16 protein-coding genes are annotated in these 18,758 nt (G+C 73.9%); 1 reads left to right on the top strand and 15 read right to left on the bottom strand.

Annotated elements, in window-relative coordinates:
- Positions 1 to 475: 475 nt before the first annotated feature.
- From ACIQCH_RS06825 to ACIQCH_RS06755, 15 genes are all read right to left on the bottom strand, one after another.
- Entirely contained in the window at positions 476 to 1,492 is a 1,017-nt protein-coding gene (locus ACIQCH_RS06825; protein WP_402578696.1) for an ABC transporter ATP-binding protein, read from the bottom strand.
- Positions 1,493 to 1,619: 127 nt separating this feature from the next.
- On the bottom strand, positions 1,620 to 2,654 hold the full coding sequence (locus tag ACIQCH_RS06820; RefSeq protein ID WP_402578678.1) for an ABC transporter ATP-binding protein: 1,035 nt from the start codon (positions 2,652 to 2,654) through the stop codon (positions 1,620 to 1,622).
- Positions 2,654 to 3,640 carry an ABC transporter permease gene (locus tag ACIQCH_RS06815; protein WP_402578676.1) on the bottom strand — a complete coding sequence of 329 codons (987 nt, stop codon included), beginning with the start codon at positions 3,638 to 3,640 and terminating at the stop codon, positions 2,654 to 2,656. Before ACIQCH_RS06815 ends, ACIQCH_RS06820 begins: the two co-directional genes overlap by 1 nt.
- Positions 3,637 to 3,783, bottom strand: a complete 147-nt coding sequence (locus ACIQCH_RS06810; protein WP_402578674.1) for a hypothetical protein — start codon at positions 3,781 to 3,783, stop codon at positions 3,637 to 3,639. Before ACIQCH_RS06810 ends, ACIQCH_RS06815 begins: the two co-directional genes overlap by 4 nt.
- Positions 3,780 to 4,733, bottom strand: coding sequence for an ABC transporter permease (locus tag ACIQCH_RS06805; RefSeq protein ID WP_402578672.1), 954 nt, complete (start codon positions 4,731 to 4,733; stop codon positions 3,780 to 3,782). The genes ACIQCH_RS06810 and ACIQCH_RS06805 overlap by 4 nt, the downstream gene beginning before the upstream one ends.
- A gap of 29 nt (positions 4,734 to 4,762) precedes the next feature.
- Complete coding sequence (locus ACIQCH_RS06800) at positions 4,763 to 6,508, bottom strand: ABC transporter substrate-binding protein (protein ID WP_402578670.1); 1,746 nt, start codon at positions 6,506 to 6,508, stop codon at positions 4,763 to 4,765.
- Positions 6,509 to 6,699: 191 nt separating this feature from the next.
- On the bottom strand, positions 6,700 to 7,437 hold the full coding sequence (locus ACIQCH_RS06795; RefSeq protein ID WP_402578668.1) for a GntR family transcriptional regulator: 738 nt from the start codon (positions 7,435 to 7,437) through the stop codon (positions 6,700 to 6,702).
- Positions 7,438 to 7,478: 41 nt separating this feature from the next.
- Complete coding sequence (locus ACIQCH_RS06790; RefSeq protein WP_402578666.1) at positions 7,479 to 8,435, bottom strand: ornithine cyclodeaminase family protein; 957 nt, start codon at positions 8,433 to 8,435, stop codon at positions 7,479 to 7,481.
- A complete protein-coding gene (locus ACIQCH_RS06785) occupies positions 8,432 to 9,493 on the bottom strand; it encodes a proline racemase family protein (protein ID WP_402578664.1) in 1,062 nt (353 codons plus the stop codon). Before ACIQCH_RS06785 ends, ACIQCH_RS06790 begins: the two co-directional genes overlap by 4 nt.
- Positions 9,490 to 10,491 (bottom strand): proline racemase family protein, encoded by a 1,002-nt coding sequence (locus tag ACIQCH_RS06780; RefSeq protein ID WP_402578662.1) that lies wholly within the window; start codon positions 10,489 to 10,491, stop codon positions 9,490 to 9,492. Before ACIQCH_RS06780 ends, ACIQCH_RS06785 begins: the two co-directional genes overlap by 4 nt.
- A 2-nt stretch (positions 10,492 to 10,493) precedes the next feature.
- A complete protein-coding gene (locus ACIQCH_RS06775; RefSeq protein WP_402578660.1) occupies positions 10,494 to 11,405 on the bottom strand; it encodes a dihydrodipicolinate synthase family protein in 912 nt (303 codons plus the stop codon).
- 78 nt (positions 11,406 to 11,483) lie between these two features.
- Positions 11,484 to 13,058 (bottom strand): FAD-dependent oxidoreductase, encoded by a 1,575-nt coding sequence (locus ACIQCH_RS06770; RefSeq protein WP_402578658.1) that lies wholly within the window; start codon positions 13,056 to 13,058, stop codon positions 11,484 to 11,486.
- Positions 13,039 to 13,398: a (2Fe-2S)-binding protein gene (locus ACIQCH_RS06765; RefSeq protein ID WP_402578656.1), complete on the bottom strand. Its 360-nt coding sequence runs from the start codon at positions 13,396 to 13,398 to the stop codon at positions 13,039 to 13,041. Before ACIQCH_RS06765 ends, ACIQCH_RS06770 begins: the two co-directional genes overlap by 20 nt.
- Before the next feature lie 58 nt (positions 13,399 to 13,456).
- Positions 13,457 to 14,629: an NAD(P)/FAD-dependent oxidoreductase gene (locus ACIQCH_RS06760; protein WP_402578654.1), complete on the bottom strand. Its 1,173-nt coding sequence runs from the start codon at positions 14,627 to 14,629 to the stop codon at positions 13,457 to 13,459.
- Positions 14,630 to 14,733: 104 nt separating this feature from the next.
- Complete coding sequence (locus ACIQCH_RS06755) at positions 14,734 to 17,127, bottom strand: collagenase (protein WP_402578652.1); 2,394 nt, start codon at positions 17,125 to 17,127, stop codon at positions 14,734 to 14,736.
- A gap of 217 nt (positions 17,128 to 17,344) precedes the next feature.
- Here ACIQCH_RS06755 and ACIQCH_RS06750 point away from each other — a divergent pair, with 217 nt between their 5' ends.
- Complete coding sequence (locus tag ACIQCH_RS06750; protein WP_402578650.1) at positions 17,345 to 18,721, top strand: aminopeptidase P family protein; 1,377 nt, start codon at positions 17,345 to 17,347, stop codon at positions 18,719 to 18,721.
- The last annotated feature ends 37 nt before the right edge of the window (positions 18,722 to 18,758 follow it).

Below are 18,758 nucleotides of genomic sequence, written 5' to 3'. Positions count from 1 at the left end.
GCTGGTCCGGAGGCAGGCCCGGGCCTGGGGTGGCCGAAGGCCAGGGCGAAGCCCCGAAGCCCCAGGGGTGGGCCTGCCGCAGGGCCTGCAGGCCACGGTCTGTCAAGCGGCGAGGGGACCCACACACCACGGGACCCGCCCCCGAAGCGAGCCCGCCGAAGCCCCCGCCCCACCACCGAGGCGAGCGGCCCCGTCTCACCGGTACGCCACCGCGCCCACCACGACCACCACCAACGCGACCAGCCCCACCAGCAGCGACCGCACCCCGACCCGCTTCTCCCCCACGCCTCAACCTCCGAACAACCCCTCTGGACCACCACACAGACGCACGGAGACGGCAAAAGGGTTGTACGGCGAGCCCCGGAACCACACCCAGGACCCGCCGCACAGGCCGAACCGGACCAAGCCGGACCAGAACGAACCGAACGGACCGCACCAGCCCGGACCAAACGGGACCAGACCAAACAGAACCGAGTCAGTCCTCCGGGAAGTGGCAGGCCACCTCCCGCCGCTCCCCCGCCGCCGCGATCCGCAGCAGCGGGCGCTCGGTGCGGCAGACCTCCTGCGCCTTCGGGCAGCGCGGGTGGAAGGAGCAGCCCGGCGGCGGCGCGGCCGGGCTCGGCGGGTCGCCCAGCAGCGTGATCCGCTCCCGCCGCCGCTCGGCCGCCGGGTCGGGCAGCGGTACGGCGGACAGCAGCGCCCGCGTGTACGGGTGGCGCGGACGCTCGTACAGCTCCCGCTTGTCGCCGATCTCCACGATCCGGCCGAGGTACATGACCGCGACCCGGTCGCTGACCCGCTTGACCACGGACAGGTCGTGCGCGATGAACACGTACGCCAGGCCCAGCTCGCGGCGCAGCCGCTCCATGAGGTTGACGATCTGCGCCTGGACGGAGACGTCCAGCGCGGAGACCGGCTCGTCGGCGATGACGAGCCTCGGATTGGTGGCCAGCGACCGGGCGATGCCGATGCGCTGGGCCTGGCCGCCGGAGAACTCGTGCGGGTAGCGGTCGATGTGCTCGGGGATGAGGCCGACCAGCTCCATCAGCTCGGCCGCACGGGCCCGGGCGTCGGCCGCGCTCCACCCCTGGACCAGCAGCGGGTCGGAGATGATCCGGGCCACGGTCTGGCGGGGGTTGAGGGAGGAGTGCGGGTCCTGGAACACCATCTGCAGGCGGGTGCGCAGCGGGCGCATCCGGCTCTGCGAGAGGTGGGTGATGTCCTTGCCGTCGAAGGTGATGCTGCCGGAGGTGGGCTCCAGCAGCCGGACCAGCATCCGGCCGGTGGTGGACTTGCCGCAGCCGGACTCGCCGACCAGGCCGAGGGTCTCCCCCGCGGCGAGGTCGAAACTCAGGCCGTCGACGGCCCGCACGGGCGCGCCCCGACGGCCGGTCGCGCTGCGCCGGCCGGGAAAGGTCATCGCCAGATCGCGCACGGACAGCAGCGGCGGCACACCACCGGCGTCGCCGCCCACCGGGGCGGCGGCGTCCATGGTGCCAGTACCCACACCCGCACCACTCGCAGCAGCACCCCCACCCGCCCCCGGCGCACCCGCCCCGCCATCAGCACCCCCCGCGATCACGGACTCGGCAGTCATCGGACCCCCTCCTTCACGGCAGTCATCGGACCCCCTCCTTCACGGGAGCGGCCGGACCGGCCGCAGCCGGCCCCGCGAAATGGCAGGCGACGCTCCGGTGCGACGACCCGGCACCGTACGCCGTGAGCACCGGCCGCTCCTGCGCGCACCGGTCCCGCTCCGCCTCCCCGGCGGCCGCGGCCCGCGCGCAGCGCGGCGCGAAGGCGCACCCGGCCGCCGGGGCGAGCAGTGAGGGCGGGGCGCCGGGGATGGCCCGCAGCGGGGCGTCGTCGGCGTCGTCGAGCCGGGGCAGCGACTCCAGCAGCCCCTGGGTGTAGGGGTGCGCCGGTCCGGCGAACAGGTCGTCCACCGGGGCCTGTTCGGCGGCCCGGCCGCCGTACATGACGAGCACCTCGTGGGCGACGCGGGCGACCACCCCCAGATCGTGGGTGATCATGATGACGCCCAGGCCGCGGTCCTGTTGCAGGCGTGCGATCAGTTCCAGGATCTGGGCCTGGACGGTGACGTCGAGCGCGGTGGTCGGCTCGTCGGCGATGAGCAGGTCGGGCTCGCAGGCCAGCGCCATCGCGATCATGGCGCGCTGACGCATGCCGCCGGAGAACTGGTGCGGGTACTCCCCCACCCGGCGGGCGGGTTCGGGGATGCCGACCTCGCCGAGCATCTCCACGGCCCGCTTCCTCGCGGTGGCCCGGGAGGCCCTGAAGTGGACCCGGTAGTGCTCGGCGATCTGCTCGCCGACGGTGTAGTAGGGGTGCAGGCTGGACAACGGGTCCTGGAAGATCATCGCCATCTTCCGGCCGCGCAGCCGGGACAGTTCCTTCTCGGGCAGCCCGGTCAGCTCCCGCCCGTCCAGGGCGATGGAGCCGGTCACCTCGGCGCCCCGGTGCAGGCCCATGACCGCCAGCGAGGTGACGGACTTGCCGGAGCCGGACTCGCCGACGATGCCGAGGGTGCGGCCGGCCTCGACGGTGAACCCGATCGAGTCCACCGCCTGCACCCGCCCCCTGGGCGTGGTGAAGGCGACGCGCAGGTCGCGTACTTCGAGCAGGGGCGGCATCAGTACCTCACCCTCGGGTCGACGACGGCGTACAGGAGGTCGACCGCGAGATTGGCGACGACGATGAAGAAGGCGGCGAGCAGGGTGACGCCGAGGACGACGGGCTGGTCGGAGCTGACGAGCGCGCCGTAGAACAGCCGCCCGATGCCGGGGAGTCCGAAGATGGACTCGGTGATGACGGCGCCGGCCAGCAGGCCACCGAGGTCCATGCCGAAGATGGTCAGGATCGGGGTCATGCCGGACCGCAGCCCGTGCTTGACCACGACGGAGCGCTCGGGCATGCCCTTGGCGCGGGCGGTGCGGATGTACGGCTCGGCCATCGCCTCGATCATCGAACCGCGGCTCTGGCGGGCGTACATGGCGGCGTACAGCAGGGCCAGCGCGATCCACGGCAGCAGCAGGTTCGACGCCCAGGCGAGCGGGTTCTCCGTGAAGGCCTGGTAGCTGGGGTACGGCAGGAGCCCCGCGATGCGGATGACGCCGTAGATCAGCATGACGGAGGTGAAGTACACGGGCAGGGAGGCGGCGGCGACGGCGCCGACCATCAGGGCCCGGTCGGTGAGGGTGTCCTTGCGCAGGGCCGCCCAGACGCCGGCGCCCAGGCCCAGCACGAGCCACATGGCCGCGGCGCCGACGGCGAGCGAGGCGGAGACCGGCAGCCGGTCCATGAGCAGGTCCCAGACGGGCAGGGAGTTCTCGTACGAGTAGCCCAGGCAGGGGAAGTCGCACTGGACGGCGAACTGCCCGGTGCCGAGGGTACGGCCGGTGAAGATGCCGGTGACGAACTCCCGGAACTGCTCCCAGAGCGGTCGGTCCAGCCCGAGGTACTCCCGTACGCTCGCCAGCCGCTCGGGGCTGCACGTCTTGCCGCACGCGGCGGCGGCCGGGTCGGAGGGGAGGACGTAGAAGATGAGGAAGGTGACGGCGGCGATGGCCAGCAGCACCCCGGCCACCCCGGCGAGGCGGCGCAGCAGGTAGAGGATCACGTACGGCCGCCCTTCGGGCCGGGGGTGCCGCGCAGGTGGCGGATCGCGTCGGCCCGCCCGTCACGCCGGAGGGTGTCGCGCAGGTGGCGGATCGCGTCGGCCCGCCCGTCACGCCGGGGGGTGTCGCGCAGGTAAACGGTCACGTCCGCCCGCCCCTCGGGTCGAGGATGTCGCGCAGCGCGTCGCCGAGCAGGGTGAAGGCGAGCACGGCGAGGAAGAGGAAGGTGCTCGGGATGACGAAGTACATGGGGTCGGTCTCGTAGAAGGCGACGCTCTCGGCGATCATCTGGCCCCAGGAGGGGGTGGGCGGGCGGACGCCGACGCCCAGGTAGCTCAGGGCTGCCTCGGTGCTGATCATGCCGGGGACGAGCAGGGTGGTGTACGCGATCACGGGCCCGGAGACGCCGGGCAGGATGTCGCGGGTGAGGATGCGCCAGGCCCCCGAGCCGCCGACGCGCGCGGCGTCGACGTACTCGCGGTGCTTGAGCGAGAGGGTCTGGCCGCGCACCACGCGGGCCACGCCGGGCCAGCCGAACAGGCCGATGACGGCGGTCATGAGGACGATGCGGTTGACGTCCTTGGCCACCGACAGCATCGCGATCATGAAGATCAGCGAGGGGAAGGACATGGTCAGGTCCATCAGCCGGGACAGCACCGCGTCGGTGCGGCCGCCGAAGTAGCCGGCGGCGATGCCGGCCGCGGTGCCGGCGACCACGACGATGGCGGTGGCCAGGAAGGCGATCATGAGGGAGACCTGGGCGCCGTGCACGACGCGGGAGAACAGGTCGCGGCCCGTGACGGGTTCGACCCCGAGCCAGTGCTCGGGGCTGATCCCGCCGAACGAGCCCAGCGGGAGGCCGCCGAGGTACGGGTCGACGGCGGACTTGTCGAACTCGTCGGGCGACCAGCCGCCGAGCGCGCCCAGCCAGGGCGCGGCGACGGCCATGAGGACGAAGAGGACGACGACGGCGAGGCTGACGCGGACGGCGGGGCGGCGGCGGAGTTCCCGCCGGGCGAGCTGCCAGGGGCTGCTGCCCGGGGGAACGGCCGGGGCCGGTGCGCCGTCGGCGGGAGCCGGGGCGGTGGCGGTCATGTGAGTGGCCTCTGAGGGGTTTCGGCCGGTCAGCCCTGGCTCTTGGCCGGGTCCTTGAGTCCGACGGTGGCGTAGTCGATCTGGCCGACCCAGACCGGGTGGCCGAACGCGCCGGCGATGTTGGTGCCGACGAGCAGCGGCTTGCGCTCCAGCAGGACGGGGACGGCCGGGGCCTTGGCCATGATCTCGGCGTCGAGGTCGATCCAGGCCTTGTTGGCCTGCGCGGCGTCGGCCATGGCGTTGATCTCGTCGATCCGCTTCATGGTCGCCTCGTCCTTGAACTGGGCGTAGTTGCCGCTGTTGCCCTTGACCTTGATGGTGCGGCCGTCGAAGACGAAGGGCAGGAAGGTGGAGCCCGAGGGGTAGTCGGGGCACCAGCCGCTGAGGGTCATGTCGGGGGCGGTGGTGGTGTCGCCGATGACGTCGTAGAAGGCGCCCGGGTCGACGGTGTCGATGACCACCTCGACGCCCACGCGGGCCAGGCCCTGCTGGATGGCCTCGGCGCGGCCCTTGTCGCCGGTGGACACGGTGAAGGAGACCTTGAGCTTGTCCTTGCCGGCCTCCTTCAGGAGCTGCTCGGCCTTCTCCGGGTCGCCGGCCGGGGCGATCTTCAGGGTGTCGGCCTGGGCGCCGCCGGAGAGCGCGGCGGGCAGGTAGGCGGTGGCGATCTGGTTGAGGGCCGGGCCGCCGCCGGCGGTCAGGACGGAGTCCTTGTCGACGGCGTACTGGATGGCCTGGCGGACCTTGACGTCGTTGAACGGGGCCCGGGTGGTGTTGAGTTGGAGCATGGTGGTGCAGCCCTGGGACTCGGCCAGCAGGCGGGCCTTGACGTCCGGCTCGGGGAGCACCTTGGGGGCGCTCTCGGGGCGCATGTTGGCCCATTCGACGGCGGAGGCGTCGGCGCCCGAGGAGGCGATGATCCGGTCGTCGATCTGACCGCCCTTGAGGCCCATGACGACCACGAACTTGTCCGGGTAGGCCTTGCGGACCGGGTCGGTGTTCGGGTCCCAGTGCTCGTTGCGGACCAGGACGAGCTTCTTGTCGCGGGCGTACGACTCGATCTTGTACGGGCCGGAGGAGAACGGGCGGGCGTCGTACTGGGTGCCCTTCTCCTTGGACTGCGGCACGGGCGAGAAGGTCGGCAGGGTCGCGGTGGCGGAGAACTCGGCGACCGGGCGGTTCAGTTCGAAGACGATCGTCTTGTCGTCGGGGGTCTTGATCGAGTCGAGGTGCTTGCCCTGGAGGGGGCCGGTGTAGCCCTTGGTGCCGGCCAGGTAGCGGGCGGCGTAGTCGGGGCCGCCGGTCAGGTCCGGGGAGAAGGACCGCTCGACGTTGTACTTGACGTCCTGGGCCTTGATCGGGCTGCCGTCCTCGTACTTCAGGCCGTCCTTGAGGGTGAACGTCCAGGTGCGGCCGCCGTTGGAGGGCTTGCCGAGGTCGGTGGCGAGGTCCGGGACGAGCTCGCTGCCGGCCTTGCCGGGCTCGGCCTTGAAGGTGACCAGGGTGCGGTAGAGCAGCCGGGTGCCGAAGTCCATGGTCGGCATGACCCAGTTGCGGGCCGGGTCGAGGTGGGAGAAGTCCTGGTTGGACAGGACCGTCAGGGTGCCGCCCTTCGCCGGGGTGCCGCCGAGGATCTTGCCGTCGTTGGCCGCCGCCGGGTTCTTGCCGCCGGGAGCGGACGAACCCTTCTTCGCCGGGTCGGAGCAGCCCGAGGCGCCGAGTGCGAGTGCGGCCACCAAGGCGGTGGCGAGGGCGAGTTGGGTGCGCTTGGTCATGGGTCACTCCAGTGAAGGGCCGCGCTCTGAGATCGCGCTCTAAGGTGTGACCGGTAACATAGTAATGTGAAATTGTACTGACAAGGGGTGAGCGGCGCCGTTATCCAGCCGTGTCCGAATCCCCTTCGCCACAACGCAGTTGGGCCCCCGACCATGCAGGTCAGGGGCCCGGGGGCGGAACGGGAGGTCGGCTACGAGGCCGTGCGCGTCCCGCCGAGACGCCGCTTCTGGCGCGGCTCGACCGGCTCGTCGCGCCCCTGCGCCCACAGCGAGCGGACGTGTCCGAGGTGGCTCGCCATCAGGCGTTCCGCCTTCTTCGCGTCACCGGAGATGACGGCCTCCAGCAGGTCGTCGTGCTCCTCCGCGGAGTGCACCAGCATGCCGGCCTCGTCCAGACCGGTCAGCCCGTACAGCCGCGAGCGCTTGCGCAGCTCACCGACCGTCTCGACCAGCCGGTCGTTGCCCGCGAGGGCGAGCAGCGCGAGGTGGAAGCGGCGGTCGGCCTCCAGGTAGGCGATCAGGTCGTGGTCGCGGGCCGCGGCCACGATCTCCGCGGCCACCGGCCGCAGCGCCTCCAGCGCCTCCCGGACGGCCGGGTCCCCGGCCGACAGCCGCGCGACCCGGCCCACGGTCGGCACCTCGATCATGGCGCGCAGCTCGGTGTACTGGTCCAGGTCGCGCTCGCTGACCTCGGTGACCCGGAAGCCCTTGTTGCGTACGGGCTCCACGAGCCCCTCGCGCGCCAGGTCCAGCATCGCCTCGCGCACCGGGGTGGCCGACACGCCGTACTCGGCCGCGAGGCCGGGCGCCGAGTAGACCTGGCCGGGCCGGAGTTCACCCGCTATCAGCGCGGCGCGCAGGGCGTGGGCGACCTGGTCGCGGAGCCGCTCCTGGGCCGTGATGAGATTGCGCTGCTTCAGGTCACCCATCGCTCTTCCTCCGATATCCAGCAGAGGAACAGCGTACAATGTCACGTTTCGCTGTTCGCCCTCACGGTGCGGTACACGGCCGCTGCCACGGCGAGATCCTCCCAGGCCATGCCGACGCTCTTGAAGACCTGCGGACGGTCCTCCTGCCGCCGATGCGTTCCGGCCACCAGGTCCGCGAGCGTCCCGGTGACGTGGTCGGCCCCGATCGCCCCCTCCGCGACCGGGACCAACAGGTCGCCCGCCTCGCGCAGCGCCGCCGCGCGGGACTCGACGTACACCGCGGCGCTCCGCACCAGCGCCGTGTCGAGCTCGCGGGCGTCCGGCTCGTGCGAGCCGACCGCGACGACCACCGCGCCCGGGGCCACCAGCCGCCCGTCGAAGAGCGGTTCGCGGGCCGTGGTCGCGCACACGACCACGTCGGCGCCGGCCACGTCCGCCGGGTCGCCGGCCCGGGCCCGTGGGACGCCGAGCTTCCGGGCGTGCCCGACGAGCGCGGCCACCGCGTCCGGCCGGCGCCCGACGACCACCACCTCGGCCGGCTCCGCCACCGCGCACACCGCTTCGAGGTGTCCCCGGGCCTGCGGGCCGGTGCCGAAGAGCACCAGGCGCAGCGGTCCGGGGCGCGCCAGGTGGCGCAGCGCGAGGGCGGAGACGGCCGGGGTGCGCAGCGCGGTGAGGGCCGCGCCGTCCAGGAGGGCCACCGGGGTGAGGGTGGGCCCGTCCAGCAGCAGGTAGCTGCCGGTGATCCGGGGCAGCCCGCGGGCGGGGTTGCCGGGCGCCACCCCGGCGATCTTCACCCCGGCCCAGGGGCCGGCGGCCGCGGGCATGAGCAGCAGCTCACCGGCGGGTGCGGCGACGCTGGTGCGGTGCGGGCAGGACTCCGGGTCGAGTCCCGCGCGCAGCGCGTCGGCCAGCGCCTCGGCGGCCGCGGCGGGGCCGAGGGCCGCGACGGGCCCGGCGTCGAGGTACGCCGGCGCCGTGGCCGTACTCCCCGTCACAGCAGGAACCCGGTGGCCAACCCGTCGTGCGGGTCGAGGTGGAAGACGTGCTCGCCGGTGCGGTACGCCGTCCCGGTCACCTCGGTGACCAGGCCCGCGTCCGCGGCCCGGGCGGCCTCCTCCTTGGGCACTCGCCCGGTGAAGACGGTGCCGCAGACGGACTCGTGCAGCAGGTCCTGCCCGGGGGCCAGGGTCCCCTCCTCGACCATCATGGCGAGCCGGGCCGACGTGCCGGAGCCGCAGGGCGAGCGGTCGATCTGCCCGTCGGCGAAGACGGTCACGTTGCGCTGGTGCGGGCCCAGCGGCGTGTCCGCCAGCTCCTCGTACAGGACGACCCCGTAGACGCCCGACAGCAGCGGGCCCGCCGGGTGCCAGGTGGCCGGGTGGGTGGCGAGCGCGGCCCGGATCTCCCGGCCCGCGCGGACCAGCTCGGGCAGCTCGGCCGGGGTGACCGTCAGCCCCAGCTCCCGGGCGGGCACGGCCGCGTAGCAGGCACCGGCGTGCGCGATGTCCACCTCGACCACGCCCCGCCCGGTGGCCACCGGCACCCGGCGGGCGGCCACCCGCGCGGGCACGTTGCGGAAGGTGACGCCGGTGGTGCGGCCGCCGGTGCGGTGCACGGTGGCCGCGACCCGGCCCGAGGGCACGTCGATGCGCACCTGTACGTCGCCGTCGTCGGGGGCCGGCACCCGGCCGCTGTCCACGGCCCAGGCGCCCAGCGCCATGGTGCCGTGGCCGCAGGCGGTGGAGTAGCCGTCCTTGTGCCAGAACAGCACGCCCAGGTGGGCGCCGTCGTCGTCGGGCGGTACGACGAAGCCGCCGTACATGCCGGCGTGCCCGCGCGGCTCCTGCACGAGCAGCCGGCGTACCTCGTCCAGCGCGCCGCGCCGGGGCGCCGTACCGGAGCCGCCCGCGCCGATGGCGGTGGCGCAGCGCTCGGCGACGGTGTCCCCGGGCACGGGCGGCAGCCCACCGGTGACGATCCGGAAGGGCTCGCCCGCGGTGTGGTAGTCGGTGGTGCGCACCGGGTCGGTGCCCGGCGCCCCGGTGGGGCTCACAGGAGGAACCCGGCGGGGAACGGGTCGGTCGGGTCCAGGAAGTACTGGGCCGTGCCGGTGATCCAGGCGCGCCCGGTGACCGTGGGGACCACGGCGGGCAGTCCGCCGACCGTGGTCTCCTCGACCAGCCGGCCGGTGAACTCGGTGCCGATGAAGGACTCGTTGACGAAGTCCCGCCCCAGCGGCAGCTGTCCGCGGGCGTGCAGCTGAGCCATCCGGGCCGAGGTGCCCGTCCCGCACGGGGAGCGGTCGAACCAGCCGGGGTGGATGGCCATGGCGTGCCGGGAGCGGACGGCGTCGGAGCCGGGGGCGGCGAGGTAGACGTGCTTGACCCCGCCGATCGAGGGGTTCTCCGGGTGCACGGGGCGGTCGGCGGCGTTGATCGCTTCCATGACGGCCAGTCCGGCGTCGAGCAGGTCCTGCTTGCGGTCCCGGTCGAAGGGCAGGCCGAGGGAGTCGAGCTCGACGAAGGCGTAGAAGTTGCCGCCGTACGCGAGGTCGTAGGTGACCGTGCCGTGGCCCGGGACCTCGACCTTGCGGTCCAGGCCGACGCAGAAGGAGGCGACGTTGGTGAGCGTCACCGCCTTCGCCCGGCCGTCCTCGACCTGGACGTCCACGCTCACCAGGCCGGCCGGGGTGTCCAGCCGGACCGTGGTGACGGGCTCGGACACCGGGACCATGCCGGTCTCGACGAGCACGGTGGCCACGCCGATGGTGCCGTGGCCGCACATGGGCAGCAGGCCGGAGACCTCGATGTAGAGCACGCCCCAGTCGGCGTCGGGCCGGGTGGGCGGCTGCAGGATCGCGCCGCTCATCGCGGCGTGGCCGCGCGGCTCGTACATGAGCAGGGTGCGCAGGTCGTCCATGTGCTCCATGAAGTGGAGCCGGCGCTCGGCCATCGTGGCGCCGGGGACGACCCCGACGCCGCCGGTGATGACGCGGGTGGGCATGCCCTCGGTGTGGCTGTCGACCGCGTGGTAGACGTGTGTGGTCCGCATGGCTAGTTCAGGCCCTCGGCGAGGGCCTTCTCCGTGGCGGCGCGGACGGCGGCCTCGGTCTCGCCGGTGAGCGGGAAGCGCGGCGGGCGGGTGGCGCCGCCGGGCCGGCCGGCGATGTCCATGGAGAGCTTGATGGCCTGCACGAACTCGGTCTTGGAGTCCCAGCGCAGCAGGGAGTGCAGGGACTTGTAGAGCGGCAGCGCGGTCTCCAGGTCGCCGGCGACGGCGGCCCGGTAGAGGGTGGCGCAGGAGGCGGGCAGGGCGTTGGGGTAGCCGGCGATCCAGCCGACCGCACCGGCCAGGGCGAGTTCGAGCAGGACGTCGTCGGCGCCGATCAGGAGGTCCAGGCCCGGGGCGAGCTCGGCGATCTCGTAGGCGCGGCGGACGTCGCCGCTGAACTCCTTGACGGCCACGATGCTGCCGTCGGCGTGCAGCCGGGCGAGCAGGGCGGGGGTGAGGTCGACCTTGGTGTCGTACGGGTTGTTGTACGCGACCACCGGCAGGCCGGACTTGGCGACCTCGGCGTAGTGGGCGCGGACGGTCTCGTCGTCGGCGCGGAAGGCGTTGGGCGGCAGCAGCAGGACGGAGCCGGCGCCCGCCTCGGCGGCCTGGTCGGCCCAGCGGCGGGCCTCGGCGCTGCCGTAGGCGGCGACGCCGGGCATGACGCGGTCGCCGTCGCCGGCGGCCTCGACGGCGGTGCGGACGACGCGGGCGCGCTCCTCGTCGGTGAGGGTCTGGTACTCGCCGAGCGAGCCGTTGGGGACGACGCCGTCGCAGCCGTTGGCGATCAGCCAGGCCACGTGCTCGGCGTAGGCGTCGTAGTCGACGCTGAGGTCGTCCCGCATCGGCAGCGCGGTGGCGACCATGATTCCGTGCCAGGGACGGGTGCGGGGCGGGATGGACGCGACGGTCATGGCAGGACACTCCCTAGTGTGATGTGTGACATTGTACTGAGTGGCGTGAAAGGCCACAAGGGCCCGTGGGGGGTGGCGTCAGTGGGTGGTGCCGGATGGGCCGGACGGGCCCGCTCCGGCACCGGTTCCGCCGGCGGTTCCGGCCGGTGCCGCGGGGCCGGCGGAACCGGCCGACCCGTCCGGCGGCAGGGCCGCGAGGTGCCGCAGCGGCACCGGGCAGGACAGCGGGCGGCGGTCGGCCGCCGCGTCCTGGCCGGTCAGGGCGGCCACGGCCGGGCCGCACATCCGGCCCTGGCACCAGCCCATCCCGGCCCGGGTCAGGAGCTTGACGGTGCGCGCGTCGGTCGCCCCGAGGTCGGCCACCGCCTCGCGGATCCGACCGGCCGGCACCTCCTCGCAGCGGCACACGTCGGTGTCGTCGGTGAGCCAGCCGGTCCAGCCGGCGCCGGGCTCGTGGGCCGCCGCCATGGCGTCCGCGAAGGCGCGCAGCCGGGCCCGTCGGCGCACCAGCGCCGCGGGGGCGGCCGGTACGGGGCCGCCGGCCGGGAGCGCGCCGCGCAGCGCGCGGGCGACGGCGTGGGCCGCCAGCTCCCCCTCGGCGAGGGCCAGCTGGGCGCCGCCGATGCCGCCGGTCTCGCCGGCCGCCCAGAGGCCCGGTACGGAGGTGCGCTGGTCGGCGTCGAGCACGAGCGCCCGGGTGCCGTCGGCGGTACGACGGGTGGTGCAGCCCAGCGCGGTGGCGAGTTCCAGCTGCGGGACCAGCCCGTGGCCGACGGCGAGGGCGTCGCAGGGGATGGTCCGGCCGGTGCCCGGCACCGGCCGCCAGTCGCGGTCGAGCCGGCTGACGGTGACGGCCTCGACGCGGTCGGTGCCGTGCGCGGCGGTGACGGCGTGCCGGCTCAGCAGCCGCACCTGGTGGCGCAGCAGGGCGCCGCCGTGGAGCGCGCCCTCGGCCAGCTTGCCGGGGTTGCGCAGCAGGGCGGGGAGTTCACCGGCGTACCCGGTGTAGGCGGCGGCCTCCACCACGGCCGGCACCCGCGCACCGGCGGCGGCGAGCGAGCCGGCGACGGCCAGCAGCAGCGGTCCGCTGCCGGCCACGACCACGCGCCTGCCGGGCAGCACGAGCCCGGCCTTGAGCATGGCCTGGGCGCCGCCCGCACCCACGACCCCGGGCAGGGTCCAGCCGGGGAAGGGCAGTTGGCGTTCGTACGCGCCGGTGGCCAGCAGGACGGCCCGGGCGTGGACGGTGGCGGGGCGCTCCCCGAACGGCTCCCCGGCCGAGCCCTCGTCGCCACCGGAGGCCACCGCGTGCAGGGTCCAGTGCGGTGCCTCGCCGGTCACGCTCCACACGTGGTGGCCGGGCAGGTACGTGATCCGGCCCGCCGACCCGTGCGCGCGCAGGGCGGCTTCGCGCTCGGCGAAGGCCCGCCAGCCGTGGTGCAGGGCCTCGGGGCGCGCGGCGCCGAGCCCGGCGGCGGGGTGCCGGTAGTACTGGCCGCCGGGCCGGTCGGCGGCGTCGAGCAGGACCACGCTCAGCCCGAGCCGGGCCGCGGTGACGGCGCCCGCCAGCCCGGCCGGTCCCGCGCCGACCACGGCGAGGTCGGCGCTCACGGCGCGCGGCCCGGGCCGCGGGTCAGACGGCGAGGTCGGCATGGCCGGTGCCCTCCTGGGTGGTGACGGTGTCGCCCGGCCGGGCGGGGACGAGGCAGGCGCGCTGGTTGGGGCGCCCGTTGACGGTGACGAGACAGTCGTAGCAGGCCCCGATGCCGCAGAACGCGCCGCGCGGGGCGCCGCCGTCGCGGGTCGTCCGCCAGGCGAGGATGCCGGCGCCCCAGAGGGCGGCGGCGATGGTCTGGCCCGACTCCGCGGGCACGGGGCGGCCGTCGAAGTCGAGGTCGAAGGCCTCCTCGGCACGGCCGCCGACGAGCGCGCGCGGTCCGCGCCCGGGCCTGCCGCGCCGGTTGCGGCGCTCCTGGCCTGCCGGGTCGGTCATCGTCGGCCCCTTCGGGTGGGTGGTGTCGTACGGGTGGCGGTGCGGGCGCGGGGACGGCTCATCCTCGCGTCCCCCGCCCGGGGTCGGCGAACCGCTCGGGGCGGAAGGGTGTGAGGTCCAGGCTGGTCGCCCGGCCGGCCAGGGTCTCGGCGACGAGCAGCCCGGTGGCCGGGGCGAGTCCGATGCCGGCGCCCTCGTGGCCGCAGGCGTGCAGCAGTCCGGGGGCCCGCGGGTCGGGGCCGATGGCCGGGAGGTGGTCGGGCAGGTAGGGGCGGAAGCCGTGGTAGGTGCGCATCACCTTGACGTCAGCCAGCACCGGGAAGAGGGCGGCGGCCTGGCCGGCGAGCCGGCGCAGGGCCTCGGTCGAGAGCGTGCGGTCGAAGCCGACGCGTTCGCGCGTGGCGCCGATGAGCACCGGGCCGGAGGGCGTTCCCTCGACGACGGCGGAGGACTGGAGGGCGGCGGAGCCACTGGCCACGTCGGCGATGTAGTCGGCGGCGTAGACCTTGTGGCGGACCACCCGGGGCAGCGGTTCGGTGACCAGGACGAAGCCCCGGCGGGGCAGTACGGGCAGGTGGACGCCGGCGAGCCCGGCGATCCGGCCGCCCCAGGTGCCGGCGGCGTTCACGACGTGCGCGGCGGCGATGTCGCCGCCGGTCGTGCGGACCCCGCGCACCGAGCCGTCCGGGCCGGTGAGGAGTCCGGTGACCTCGGTGCCGAGGCGCGGCTCGACACCGTACCGGCGGGCCGCGCGCAGCAGTTGGGCGGCCGCCTGGGCGGGCTGGACCTGGGCGTCCTGCGGGTAGTGGAAGCCGCCCGCGAGGCCGGCCGCGAGGTGCGGCTCCAGGTCGGGCAGCCGGTCGGCGTGGACTTCCTCGGCCACCACCCCGGCTGCCCGCTGGCCCTCGGCGAAGCCCCGGAGGGCTTTGAGGGTGGTCTCGTCGGGCGCCACGACGAGACCGCCTTTGGGTTCGTACTCCGTCTCCGGTGGGAGAGCGTCGGCGAGCTCGCGCCACAGTCGGGTGGACAGCAGCGCGAGGTCGAGCTCGGGGCCCGCCTCTTTGTCGGAGACGAGCAGGTTGCCTTCCCCGGCGCCGGTCGTCCCGCCCGCGACGGGGCCGCGGTCGACCACGGCGACGGAGAGGCCGGCGCGGCCTGCGTAGTAGGCGCAGGCCGCCCCGACGACGCCGGCACCGATGACGACGACGTCCAGGGAGTGTCTGTTGGGCACGGCAGTAATATGTCACATAACTCTGAGGCGGGGAAGGACCCGCCCCGCCCCCCGTGGCGCGGGGCGGGTCCTCCACCGGTCCGGACGGGGGCCGGCGGCGGGGACTAGCTGCGCAGCGGGCCCTCGCAGCTGTAGGAGGACGTGCCCGCCTTGTTGTTGCTCCAGATCTCCACCGGGCCGAACGAGCAGTTCATGTCGGCCAGGTTGTTGGAGGCGGCGCCGGCGCGGTCGAGGATGAAGTAGTCGACCGTCTCGGACATGTCCTTGAAGACCTGGTCGGAGCTGCGGAAGTTCGACAGGTTGGCCGTGATCCGGCCGGTGCAGACGAAGCGCCGCTTGCCCGTGTCGCCGTTCTCCACGCAGTCGGGGTTGTTGTACGTGGCGGCGGCGAAGGCCTGGCGCACGGCCTCGGCGGAGGCGTCGCGCAGCTGCTCGTTCGGGGTGAAGACGGTGTTCGGCACGAACAGGTCGTTCACCTTGGCGATCTGCGCGTCGAGGAAGCGGTCGTACTCGCGCTGCAGGTAGGTGTCGGCGCCCGTGCGGTGGCGCCAGGCGTCGTAGCCCGCCACGTCGTTCGCGCGCAGGTAGCCGTACATCTCGCGCAGCATCGACGGGTGCGAGGTCCACAGGAACTCGAAGAACGTGCCGGCGTAGTTGTAGAACCGGAAGCCGTCGCCGTCGTACGTGGCGTTCAGCAGCTGCTCGACGGACATGCGGGGGCCGCCGCCCGCCGTGTCGTTGACGATCCCGCGCACCAGGGACCTGCGCACCGCGATGCCGTCGTCGCGGGTGGCGCCGTCGAAGAACTCCGCGGTGCCCTCGTCCATGGCGGTGGTGCGGTCGCCCTGGTACCAGTCGCCCTCGCCGAAGTAGCCCGGCACGGCCCAGCGGCCGTTGAGGTAGTGGGTGTACTCGTGGCGGAAGAGCTCTTCGAGGGTGAGCGTGGAGTCCTGGGGGACGCGCCGCTGGTAGGTGTAGAAGGTCGCGCCGCGCTCGATGTAGATGCCGCCGTTGTTGGTTCCCATGCCCGTGAGGATCGGGTGGTACATCTCGTAGTCGAGGCGGGAGGCGTACAGCACGATGTTCAGCGTCGTGTTGGTGTCGCCGGCCAGCGGCTTGTCGGTGCCGATGACGCGGAAGAACTGCGACTTCACGCGCTTGCTGGCGTAGTAGAGCTGGTCGACCGTGGCCCGGTCGAGCGCGGTGCGGACCTTGATGCCGCCGTTGTCGTACGTGTACGTGTACGGGAAGAGCTGCCGCTCGATGTCCGCCTTGCACACGCCGTACTGCTGGCAGGCGCCGTAGTAGTTGAGCCAGGAGACCACCTTGGCCCACTGCTCGCTGCCGGCGCCGAAGGTGTTCCTGGTGGTGGTGATGAGTCCGCCGAGGTCGGCGACGACGCCGCTCTTGAGGGAGTCGATCTGGCCGAAGCGGCCGTACTCGCCCAGCGCGTCGCGGGCCACCCAGGCGTTGGCGGTGCCCTTGAGGTGGGTGTAGCCGCCGAAGGCCTTGAACATCGCCCGGTAGTCGGCGTCGGCGGCGGCCGCGGCCTGGAAGGCGGCGTCGTTGTTGCCCGGGTAGACGCCGAGGTAGTTCACGGAGAGGGCGGCGAGCGCGGCGCCGGCCCAGGCGGTGTCCGTGTGGGTGGCCGGGTGGGCCGGGTCCATGGTGGCCAGGACCTTCTTGATGAGGCCTATCTGGTGCTGGCGCAGGCCCGGGGCGCTGGCCGCGTAGAGGGCCTCGCGCAGGGTGTTCGCGTTGGAGCGGGTGACGTCGAAGGTGCGGGCGGCGGCGCCGAAGTCGGCGACGGCGCGGCGCATGGCGTCGACGGTGGGGGCGTCGGTGACGTCGATCTCGGTGCGCGAGTAGTCGTGGTAGGCGACGGCGTGGAGGTAGGTGAACATCTCCTCCAGGTGGCTGGTGCCCTTGCCGTCGTGGCCGGCGGCCAGGCCGGATATCCGGCGCGAGACGGCCTGGACGTGGGCGTCGGACATGACCGGGGCCAGCCGCGCGTCCCAGGTCCAGATCAGGTTCCGCAGACAGCCGTCGGCGGTGACGGCGGGGTCGGCGAGGAAGTCGGCGAAGGCCTCCGGCGACAGGCCGGTGACGCCGTCGAGGGTGCAGGGGACGCCGGCGGCGGTCTGGCCGGCGGCGGCCGCGCTGCTCGCGCCCGTGGCGTCCTTGGCCTTGGCCTTGGCGGCCGGGGCCTTGACGGCGCCGGCGACGCGGCCGGCCGCGAGGCCGCCGGGGGCCGGGGCCGGACGCGGGGTGACCTTGGGGGCCTTGCCGAGGTGCTGGACCTCGTCGAAGGGGTTCGACCGGCCGTCCGCCGGGCCGGGGCGGGCCCCGGTGAAGGCGGCGGGGGCGGTCTGCGGCGCGGCCGCCGGGGCAGCCTCGGCCTGCGCGGCGGAGGCGGCGGTCTGACCGACGCCGGCGAGCAGGGTGACCGCCACGGCGGCGGCGAGGAACGGCTTGCGCACGGTGCTCAACTGGGACACCAAGGACTCCTGGGTGGGGAGAGTGGGGGGTGTGCGTGGACGTGCATGGGAATGCCAGGGCGTGCGTGAAATGCCTTGAAAAGCACGGCAGTTGACGGGTGCATGCCCGGTGCCATGTGAGCTGTAACATAGTAATGTGAAATTGCACTGACAAGAGGTGTGCATCTCCCGTTTTCCGGAACTACACATTCCGCCCGCCGCCCCCGAGGGAGCACCCGTGCCCGAGACCCCCTCCCGCCTGCACATCGGCAGCCACGACCTGCCCGTATCACCGGAGTTGAGCCGGTTCATGGCCGGCAGCTGGGCGCCCTCGCCGCTGCCCGCCGACGCCCGGGTCGACGCGTACTCCGTCACCCCGGCCCGGCGTGCCCGCCTCTCCGCCCGCTTCCCCGGCGAGCGGCTGATCGTCCCGGCCGGCGAACTGCGGGTCCGCTCCAACGACTGCGACCACCGCTTCCGCCCGCACAGCGCGTACGCCTGGCTCACCGGCCTGACCGGCGAGGACCAGGTCGGCCACGTCCTGGTCCTGGAGCCCAACGGACCGCAGGGCCACGAGGCCGTGCTCTACCTGCGCCCGCGCTCGGCCCGCGCCGACGGCACCGAGGAGTTCTACCGCGACCGCCGCTACGGCGAGTTCTGGGTGGGCCGCCGCCCCGACCTCGCCGAGGCCGAGCGCCTCACCGGCCTGCGCTGCGCCCACCTCGACGCCCTCGGCTCCCCCACGGGCCGCGACGCCACCACCGATCCCGAGCTCGCCGCCGCGCTGTCGGAGCTCCGACTCGTCAAGGACGCCTGGGAGGTCGGCCAGCTCCAGCTCGCCGTCGACCACACCGCCGCCGGCTTCGAGGACGTCGTACGGGCACTCCCCCGGGCCCTCGCGCACCCGCGCGGCGAGCGCTGGATCGAGGGCGTGTTCGGGCTGCGGGCCCGCGCCGAGGGCAACGGCCTCGGGTACGAGACCATCGCCGCCTCCGGCGCGCACGCCTGCGTCCTGCACTGGATCCGCAACGACGGCCGGCTGAACCGGGACGAACTGCTGCTGCTCGACGCGGGAGTGGAGACCGACAGCCTCTACACCGCCGACATCACCCGCACCCTGCCGCTGTCCGGCCGCTTCTCCTCCGTCCAGAAGCAGGTGTACGAACTGGTGCTCGCCGCGCAGGAGGCCGGCATCGCCGCGCTGCGGCCGGGCGCGAGCTTCCGCGACTTCCACCGCGCCGGCATGCGCGTGATCGCCGAGGGCCTGGCCGAGTGGGGCGTGCTGAAGGACGCCGAGGGCGACCTGCACCGCCGCTACACCCTGTGCAGCAGCGGCCACATGCTCGGCCTCGACGTGCACGACTGCGCGAAGGCCCGCGCCGAGACGTACCTGGACGGCGTGCTCGAGGAGGGCCAGGTCCTCACCGTCGAGCCCGGCCTCTACCTCCAGCCCGACGACGAGACGCTCCCCGCCGAACTGCGCGGCATCGGCGTCCGCATCGAGGACGACCTGGTCATCACCGAGGACGGGGCCCGGCTCATGTCGGGCGCGCTGCCGCGCACCGTGGCCGGCATCGAGGAGTGGATGGGCACCCTGCTCCACGGCGCGAACTGATCGCGCCCGGGCGGCGGGACCCGTACGGTCCCGCCGC

This window comes from Streptomyces sp. NPDC093225, assembly GCF_044753805.1.
GTDB lineage: Bacteria > Actinomycetota > Actinomycetes > Streptomycetales > Streptomycetaceae > Streptomyces.
This window is presented reverse-complemented; position numbering and strand designations above follow the sequence as displayed.